This is a genomic window from Vreelandella sp. L-25 (genome assembly GCF_056857535.1).
Map to the genome: position 1 here is coordinate 102,061 of NZ_JBSXNH010000069.1, position 6,610 is coordinate 108,670.

General features: G+C 50.9%; 10 protein-coding genes. 7 read left to right on the forward strand and 3 right to left on the reverse strand.

Going from position 1 to position 6,610, the window contains the following annotated elements; translation table 11 throughout:
- Position 1: 1 nt before the first annotated feature.
- Positions 2-625: a restriction endonuclease subunit S gene (locus AC13CN_RS11635; protein WP_483053166.1), complete on the reverse strand. Its 624-nt coding sequence runs from the start codon at positions 623-625 to the stop codon at positions 2-4.
- A gap of 106 nt (positions 626-731) precedes the next feature.
- Between AC13CN_RS11635 and AC13CN_RS11640 the strand changes: the two genes are divergently transcribed.
- The 7 genes from AC13CN_RS11640 (at position 732) to AC13CN_RS11670 (ending at position 5,696) form a co-directional block, all read left to right on the forward strand.
- Positions 732-953: a hypothetical protein gene (locus tag AC13CN_RS11640; protein WP_483053167.1), complete on the forward strand. Its 222-nt coding sequence runs from the start codon at positions 732-734 to the stop codon at positions 951-953.
- A gap of 77 nt (positions 954-1,030) precedes the next feature.
- Positions 1,031-1,480, forward strand: coding sequence for a LexA family protein (locus AC13CN_RS11645; protein ID WP_253486067.1), 450 nt, complete (start codon positions 1,031-1,033; stop codon positions 1,478-1,480).
- Positions 1,477-2,757, forward strand: coding sequence for a Y-family DNA polymerase (locus AC13CN_RS11650; protein WP_483053168.1), 1,281 nt, complete (start codon positions 1,477-1,479; stop codon positions 2,755-2,757). Before AC13CN_RS11645 ends, AC13CN_RS11650 begins: the two co-directional genes overlap by 4 nt.
- Before the next feature lie 105 nt (positions 2,758-2,862).
- On the forward strand, positions 2,863-3,501 hold the full coding sequence (locus tag AC13CN_RS11655) for a hypothetical protein (protein WP_483053169.1): 639 nt from the start codon (positions 2,863-2,865) through the stop codon (positions 3,499-3,501).
- Between the two features lie 224 nt (positions 3,502-3,725).
- On the forward strand, positions 3,726-4,223 hold the full coding sequence (locus AC13CN_RS11660; protein WP_078087416.1) for a hypothetical protein: 498 nt from the start codon (positions 3,726-3,728) through the stop codon (positions 4,221-4,223).
- Positions 4,224-4,280: 57 nt separating this feature from the next.
- Positions 4,281-4,871 carry a hypothetical protein gene (locus AC13CN_RS11665; protein ID WP_483053170.1) on the forward strand — a complete coding sequence of 197 codons (591 nt, stop codon included), beginning with the start codon at positions 4,281-4,283 and terminating at the stop codon, positions 4,869-4,871.
- Between the two features lie 87 nt (positions 4,872-4,958).
- A complete protein-coding gene (locus AC13CN_RS11670; RefSeq protein WP_483053171.1) occupies positions 4,959-5,696 on the forward strand; it encodes a hypothetical protein in 738 nt (245 codons plus the stop codon).
- A gap of 241 nt (positions 5,697-5,937) precedes the next feature.
- Here the strand turns inward: AC13CN_RS11670 and AC13CN_RS11675 are convergent, their stop codons facing one another.
- Positions 5,938-6,261 carry a hypothetical protein gene (locus AC13CN_RS11675; protein ID WP_253486074.1) on the reverse strand — a complete coding sequence of 108 codons (324 nt, stop codon included), beginning with the start codon at positions 6,259-6,261 and terminating at the stop codon, positions 5,938-5,940.
- A gap of 163 nt (positions 6,262-6,424) precedes the next feature.
- On the reverse strand, positions 6,425-6,610 hold a 186-nt coding region (locus AC13CN_RS11680; RefSeq protein ID WP_483053172.1), incomplete at its 5' end, for a hypothetical protein.

Sequence of the window (6,610 nt, forward strand, 5' to 3'; positions counted from 1 at the left end):
ATCATTTTCCTGCCGTCGTATTAGGACGAAGTAGTTGGTGGCCAGCGGCATCAACCATGCGCTGCCGATTTTCGATTAACTGGTTAAAAAGTTGTTGTTCGCGGGTGGCGGCATCGGCCAGTTTGACCATCAGCGCCTGCTGCTCAATAGGCGGTATCACAATAGGCAGGTTGCCCAGCTGTGACTTGGTAATGCTGGGTGCTGCTGACCCTTGAGAGCACATGGCGAAATAGCGCTGAGCATCTACATGGTTGAGCTGCCAGGCCAAAAATTCAGGCAAGACGTTACATGCACTTAAGGTAAGCCGGATGTGATAGAAATTCGGCGTGCAGACGGTATTACGTGGAAGCTCCCGAACCACCGCTGCATCGTTGCGCGTGCCCCTGGCCATAAACAGGATGTCGCCTGAACAAAGATATTCTGGGCGTTTGCGGCCTGGCAACGTCACCCGATCCAGCTTTTTTCCTTTTGGGTCGTAAAGGGCTTCACCCACGACAAGGTGGCGGTACTGCACAACAAAAGCATCGCCTTGGCTATCCAGCTCTAGCTTTCCACGAAAGGGGTAGCCAGGCTGAATGGCGGCAATACTCTGTAGCAAACACGTTTGTTTGGGCGGATGATTCATGCAGCGATCCCAACGTCATGGTTAAGATGAATTAACCTTACCACGCGTGCATCATCGCGCAAGATGCAGTTTAAAAATAAGGGCAATGCCAACCAAGGAGGCTGTGATGTCAGGTGAAGAACAAGCACCGGTGGAGACTCCACAAAATAACCCACTGCAAAAGCTCAAAGGCTCCGTACAGCGCTATGAGCAGCCGTTTGAACCCGTTGGTGTCGATGACTGGGAAGCCGTGCTGCTTGATGGGCTAACGCCCGAGACCGCCCATGCTGATGAGCTTGCGACGCCGTCCTTGAAAGAACTCGGGGAAGACCCTGACAGGAAGCGATAAATCTCTACTCAGAGCTTGTTGATGCGGTGCCTCTCCGTATACTGTATGAAACAACAGTTATTTTAGAGGCTCGGCGTATGACTACAACCGCTTCGTTCATAGGCACTGCTGCCCTATGCCCCGTACCCCAACCGTTACCCATGTTCGCCAGTGCTGTGCGAGCGGGGTTTCCAAGTCCCGCTGATGACCACCTGGATGCGGAGATGGATCTGCATCGCCATGTCGTTAAACGACCCGCCGCCACATTCTTTGTGCGTGCGGAGGGCGACTCTATGATCGGTGATGGTATCCACCATGGAGACCTGCTGGTAGTAGATCGGAGCCTAGAGCCGCTGCCTGGGCGTGTGATTGTTATTGCGGTCGATGGCGAACTCACTGTTAAACGGCTAGAGCGTGTCGGGCAACGCGCCTACCTAAAGGCCAGTAATCCCGCCTACAAACCTATTCCTTTGGAAGGTCGCGAATCGCATGTTTGGGGTGTCGTAACCCATGTCCTGCACAGCTTACCGGGTGCCACGCCGCTATGATCGCCCTGATCGATTGCAACAATTTCTACGTTAGTTGTGAGCGTGTGTTTAACCCAGCACTTGAGGGCCGCCCAGTTGGTGTTCTCTCGAACAACGATGGCTGTATTGTTGCCCGTTCTAATGAGCTAAAAGCGCTGGGTGTCGATATGGGGACGGCCATGCATTTGCTGCCGCCGTTTATCCGCCGCCAAGCTATTCTCTTGTCGAGTAATTATGCGCTTTACGGGGATATGAGCCGTCGCGTGACAGAGGCACTAACAGAGTTTTCGCCGGACGTAGAGGTGTACTCTATCGACGAAAGCTTTGTGGGGTTTCACGGCTTTGAACCTGCGACCCTAGAAGCCTATGGGCAAAACTTACGCCAGACAGTACGGCAATGGACGGGAATTCCGGTTTCGGTCGGTTTTGCGCCGACACGGGTATTGGCCAAAGTAGCCAACCACGCCGCAAAGAAACACCCAGGCTACCGAGAACAAGGTGTTTGCCTGTTAACGGCGGATAGCCATGCCACTCAAGCGCTGCTCAAACAGCTACCGGTGACCGAACTCTGGGGCATTGCACGACGTACCGGCGAACGGCTACGCGTGATGGGGGTTGAGACTGCTTGGCAGCTGCGCGAAGCCGATCCCAAGCACATACGTCGTCATTTTAGCGTGGTGCAAGAACGCATTGTCTGGGAGCTACGCGGGCAGTCGTCCATTCAGCTAGATGATATGACCCAACCCAAGCAGCAGATTATGGTGTCGCGCTCCTTTGGGTGTCTTGCCAATAGCCCACATGACCTGCGTGAAGCCCTTCGCCAACACGCTGCCCGCGCGGGTGAAAAACTACGCAAGCAGCACAGCGTCACCAGCGCCGTGATGGTGTTTGTGCGCACCAATGCGTTTCGACAAGATTTGCCACAGTACCGTAATCGCGTGGTAGTGACACTAGAACGCCCGACGGACGATAGTCGCGAGCTGATTCATGCTGCGATTAAAGGGCTCCGACAGCTCTGGCGTAAGGGCTACGCCTACCATAAAGCCGGCATCATGCTTCTCGATCTCTCCCCCAAAGCCAACCGCCAACTGACACTGACAGAAACACCGCAAACAGAGGAAGAAGCAAGGCGTAGTGAACGGTTGATGGCTACTGTCGACAAGCTCAATCGAGAACTAGGGCGAGGGACGATACAACTAGGGCTGCCTCGGGTTGGAAATGCCTGGACATTACGCGCTGAACACCGCACGCCGCGCTACACCACGCGCTGGGAAGAGCTAGTGAACGTTAAGCTTTAAGCGGCAACGCTGCTAATTAAAAAAGCCAGAATGGTGAGCAAATCAAATAATCTGGTGCTAAGGTGGTTTAGAAAATAGCGGTGCGTAATATATTTGGAGAGCAGGATGCCCCTAGCCAAGCCGTCTACTAACGACCCTTTACAAAGTGTGTTTGCTTTCCGCGCTTTTGATTTACGGGACAGATTCCCCCAGCCACTAGAAACGTTTCGCCAAGCACTGGAGTGCTTACAAAGCGGTGATGCTTACCTGCCCCATATGAGCGGTGAGATTGTAGCTTACCTCCGTGATGGTCGCGCACTGCCTATCCCCGAATATTTTTTCATCATTCAAAGCGGCAACACTAGCGCTGTGGTGCCACCGCAAGAAAATGATTATGTCTGCGCAGCTGTTGAAGCTTGGTTACGAGACGCGTTGCTGAAGACATCGACACTGCTAGAGAAAGCATCAGCAGTCAGACCTGCTCGGCTCAACATCCTACTTGATCAATGCGATCCAAATGCCCCGGAACCTGACGACATTCAAGGATGGCAGAATATGCGCGATGTCGGCAGAGAAATCATCAACACCCCCAGCAGAGAAAAGGTCTGGGAAGCAGCCGTTCAGGTAATGGGGGAGGTGCAGGCAAGACGCTGGATGAAAACAGCGCATCCGCAGCTCGACGGCAAAAGCCCTAATTTAGGCATTGAGGACGATCCTGCGCGGGTTTATGAGCTTGTGTTGCAGATGAATACAGGAGCGAGCTAATGGCTGATATCGACCCAAAGCAGCCATTTCGAAAATACAGCAGGAGCGCGAATTTTGTATTTACAGCCTAAACTAAATTATTAATTATATCTGTCAACGACTTAAAGTGGGTTTTGTAGGCTGCATTTGTCGGATGAACGTGCTGGCGCGTTTATTCAATAATAAGATGGGAAGTCTAATACACTGTTAGGCTTTGCAACTGATATCACCGGATCTCACCACGCATGAGCAGCGCAGACAGACTTACCGAAATTCACATCGTTCAGGCAAGGCTTCGTGCGCTTCGCCTCGTTGCATTCACCGGCGCAGTTTTTCCTGGTGAATGGGGTGCGCAGTGGAACGAGGCCATAGTTCCCGATCTGCTTGAATTTGGATTTCACGCAAGGAAGGTAAACGAGTTCTGCGGCCTTATGGACGAGGACTTCGGTTCAATCGACGTCAAAATCGTTAACATCTCGGCAGGTGATCCCGGGAACTGGGAATCGAACTATCGGAATGCACTGAACGCACTTTTGCACATGCAGACATTCTCCATAGGACACGCACACGCCGATCATCGGCGAATTTTTCTTGCATCGGAGGCGAACCTAATCGCCACTTACATCAAGGTATCGACTGATCGCTACCCTGAAGTCACCATCAGCCTCTTCGGGCTCGTCGATTGCTTTCTAAACCGGGTTCTTCATAAGGTTCGTGAAAGGCACCCGCGCCTCCGGTTTTGAAGACAAAGACGCAAGTGTTGATGTGCGCGACGCCTAAACATTCCATCGAGGTGATTTATGGTTTTTGACGATTTACTAACGGACACGGTGAGCCTCATCAAAAAAGATGGGACCAATGTCGAAGGCATCAAGGCAAGCGTTCAGACGAGCAAGATATTCATACAGGGCAAGAAACCACTCATCGAATCAGGCGACTTGATTCAGCGAAAAATGTCGAATGGGGCTGAGGAAACGTTCGAGGTCATAGATCCTGGCTTTCACGAAGAGTTTCACAGCATACCGGCAGGGTACCAAATGCGGGTCCGAAAACTAGGAATCCCTGAAGCCAAGAGCGCCATTCAAAGCATTACGTACAACGTTACGGGACACAACGCGAGGATTAATCAAAACTCCATTGACCATTCGGTGAACGTTGTACAGCTTCACCCCGATGTCACCGACAATCTTCAAGCTTTGCGTACAGAAATCCAACGTCTGATACAAGACCCTTCCCAACGGCAGGAAGCGACAGAAGTAGTTGACGCTATTGAAGAGCAGTTCAACTCTGGAGCGCCAAGGAAATCTGTAGTTCAGGCACTCGTACGCGGATTGCCATCGGCCGGCAGTATCGCGTCAATCGGGTCTTTTCTGGTTTCGCTCCTTGGATGAGAAACATAACACGGCACTACATCCAACCGCTCATCGCTACGCGGCTCGCGTCGGGTGAGCTGGGCATTAGCTGTAAATGGAGACTTCGTGAACGCGTACTGTCGACATAAAGTGCATCAATTTTACGAGTCCTATCAAAATCGTAGTTTTGATCAGGATGACGTTGCTCTTTTCACTGTCTTGACGCGCGACTACTCTGACCAACGCAGCATTATGCGGGAATTAGGTGATTTCTTAGCCCATCCAGATGAAAAGAACCGAGGCATCGTCCTGGAAAGCGTTAAACAAGCTGCTGCTCATTTTGAAGAAAACTGTTTAGCTTATTTTCATGACCAAGCATTTGAGCCACCGGTCTTCAAAGGACTTGGCACGCGAGAAGAACTGAGGAAAGAACTAAAAAAAATCTTTACAGCTTCAGGTATTTTGGTGGACAACATCGGAATTGAGGATGAACAGTTTAGGGATTTTATTTTCTGCATTATTTTCCTACTCAGCTCTTTTAGGCTCAAGCTAGGGGCTCGCCTATTCGATCTGAGCGTTGAATATGCGCATGGTCTAACGCTTTATATTTCCTATGAAAGCCTAAACGTCCCGAGGTGCTTTATCTCAATGCCGGTACTGTTTCTCGGCAACGTATGGATAGAAAACACCTCACTTTTGGGTGGTTCTAAGTTTGCTCTCGTAAATCATATTGCTCGCAGGTTTGAAGAAGGGTTTTTGGGAGCTATAGCTTATGAAGACGATCGAGCCAAAAAGCCGCTACATGCAGCGTGTTTTGAGCGAGGAAAGGTATGGCCGTTGCCGAGCCAAAGAAAAAACAGCTAATCAGTCATTGAAATACGTTCCGGCCCTCGTGGGCTTCCACCGGTCCGCCTTGTCTAAGCGGTGCATCGCCAAGTTAGACCGATTAATATTGGCATTATATCAGAATTAACTTAACGGCCGATTTTGGCCGGTTAGCGACGATCTTACTCCAACTATCGCTGTACAAGCGGGTTTGTCCGGCATTACTTAGTGGTTACGCCTACTTAAAACCACATAAACGTAAATCAAGCGATAGGCCGGGTTAAGCATATCCGCCCTGGCGAATATGGGCTATGTACGCGATTACCTCGTAAGCTCTTCCTTGAGCGGCTAGTTGCTGGGCTGTCTGTCCACCGAGAGCCGAAATGGGATATGTTTGATACCATACCCAGGCGTAGGATCGAGAGCCTGCCCAAGGTTCGATCTGGTCCAAAATAGCTTGAATTAACTTTTCTCGCTCTTGCCTTTCGTTCTGTTTATCGCGGTAGCGGGCCCATACAAGGCCGATTCCAAACATGAGTAGAGCGGTAAAAAGAATGCCGAGGGGGAGAAGTATAGCCAAAGCATCATGCGATAAAGATGGCATGTCGAGACTCTCCTTCGGTGTTTAGGGTCCGCATTATGACTTGTGTCGTTAAGATAAAAATTTCCGGAACGAGGGTGATTATCTTTTAGACAGTCTAGTTTAGATAACGGCCTCTAAGCCGAACGTAGCTGGATGCTCTAAGCTCGTCGCGGTTATCTATAAGCTAATCATACTCACACAGCCATGTGGGTTCGTCCAGGTACTGCTCAACTAGGGTCTCCCCATTTTCCGGCGTGTCATCGGCATAGTCCTCCTGAGGAGGTGAACAAGTCTGGTATTCGTGCCTCGGCGTCTGGCGCTCTTCTCCAGAGGGGGTAGAAAACACTTCGGCCTTGAGCAAACAGCCGTT

Excerpts from the sequence above, each read along its gene's own strand:
- AC13CN_RS11655 (WP_483053169.1), top strand. The coding sequence starts at position 2,863 with ATGCCCCTAGCCAAGCCGTCTACTAACGACCCTTTACAAAGTGTGTTT.
- AC13CN_RS11675 (WP_253486074.1), bottom strand. The coding sequence starts at position 6,261 with ATGCCATCTTTATCGCATGATGCTTTGGCTATACTTCTCCCCCTCGGC.
- AC13CN_RS11645 (WP_253486067.1), top strand. The coding sequence starts at position 1,031 with ATGACTACAACCGCTTCGTTCATAGGCACTGCTGCCCTATGCCCCGTA.
- AC13CN_RS11640 (WP_483053167.1), top strand. The coding sequence starts at position 732 with ATGTCAGGTGAAGAACAAGCACCGGTGGAGACTCCACAAAATAACCCA.
- AC13CN_RS11665 (WP_483053170.1), top strand. The coding sequence starts at position 4,281 with ATGGTTTTTGACGATTTACTAACGGACACGGTGAGCCTCATCAAAAAA.
- AC13CN_RS11660 (WP_078087416.1), top strand. The coding sequence starts at position 3,726 with ATGAGCAGCGCAGACAGACTTACCGAAATTCACATCGTTCAGGCAAGG.
- AC13CN_RS11650 (WP_483053168.1), top strand. The coding sequence starts at position 1,477 with ATGATCGCCCTGATCGATTGCAACAATTTCTACGTTAGTTGTGAGCGT.
- AC13CN_RS11635 (WP_483053166.1), bottom strand. The coding sequence starts at position 625 with ATGAATCATCCGCCCAAACAAACGTGTTTGCTACAGAGTATTGCCGCC.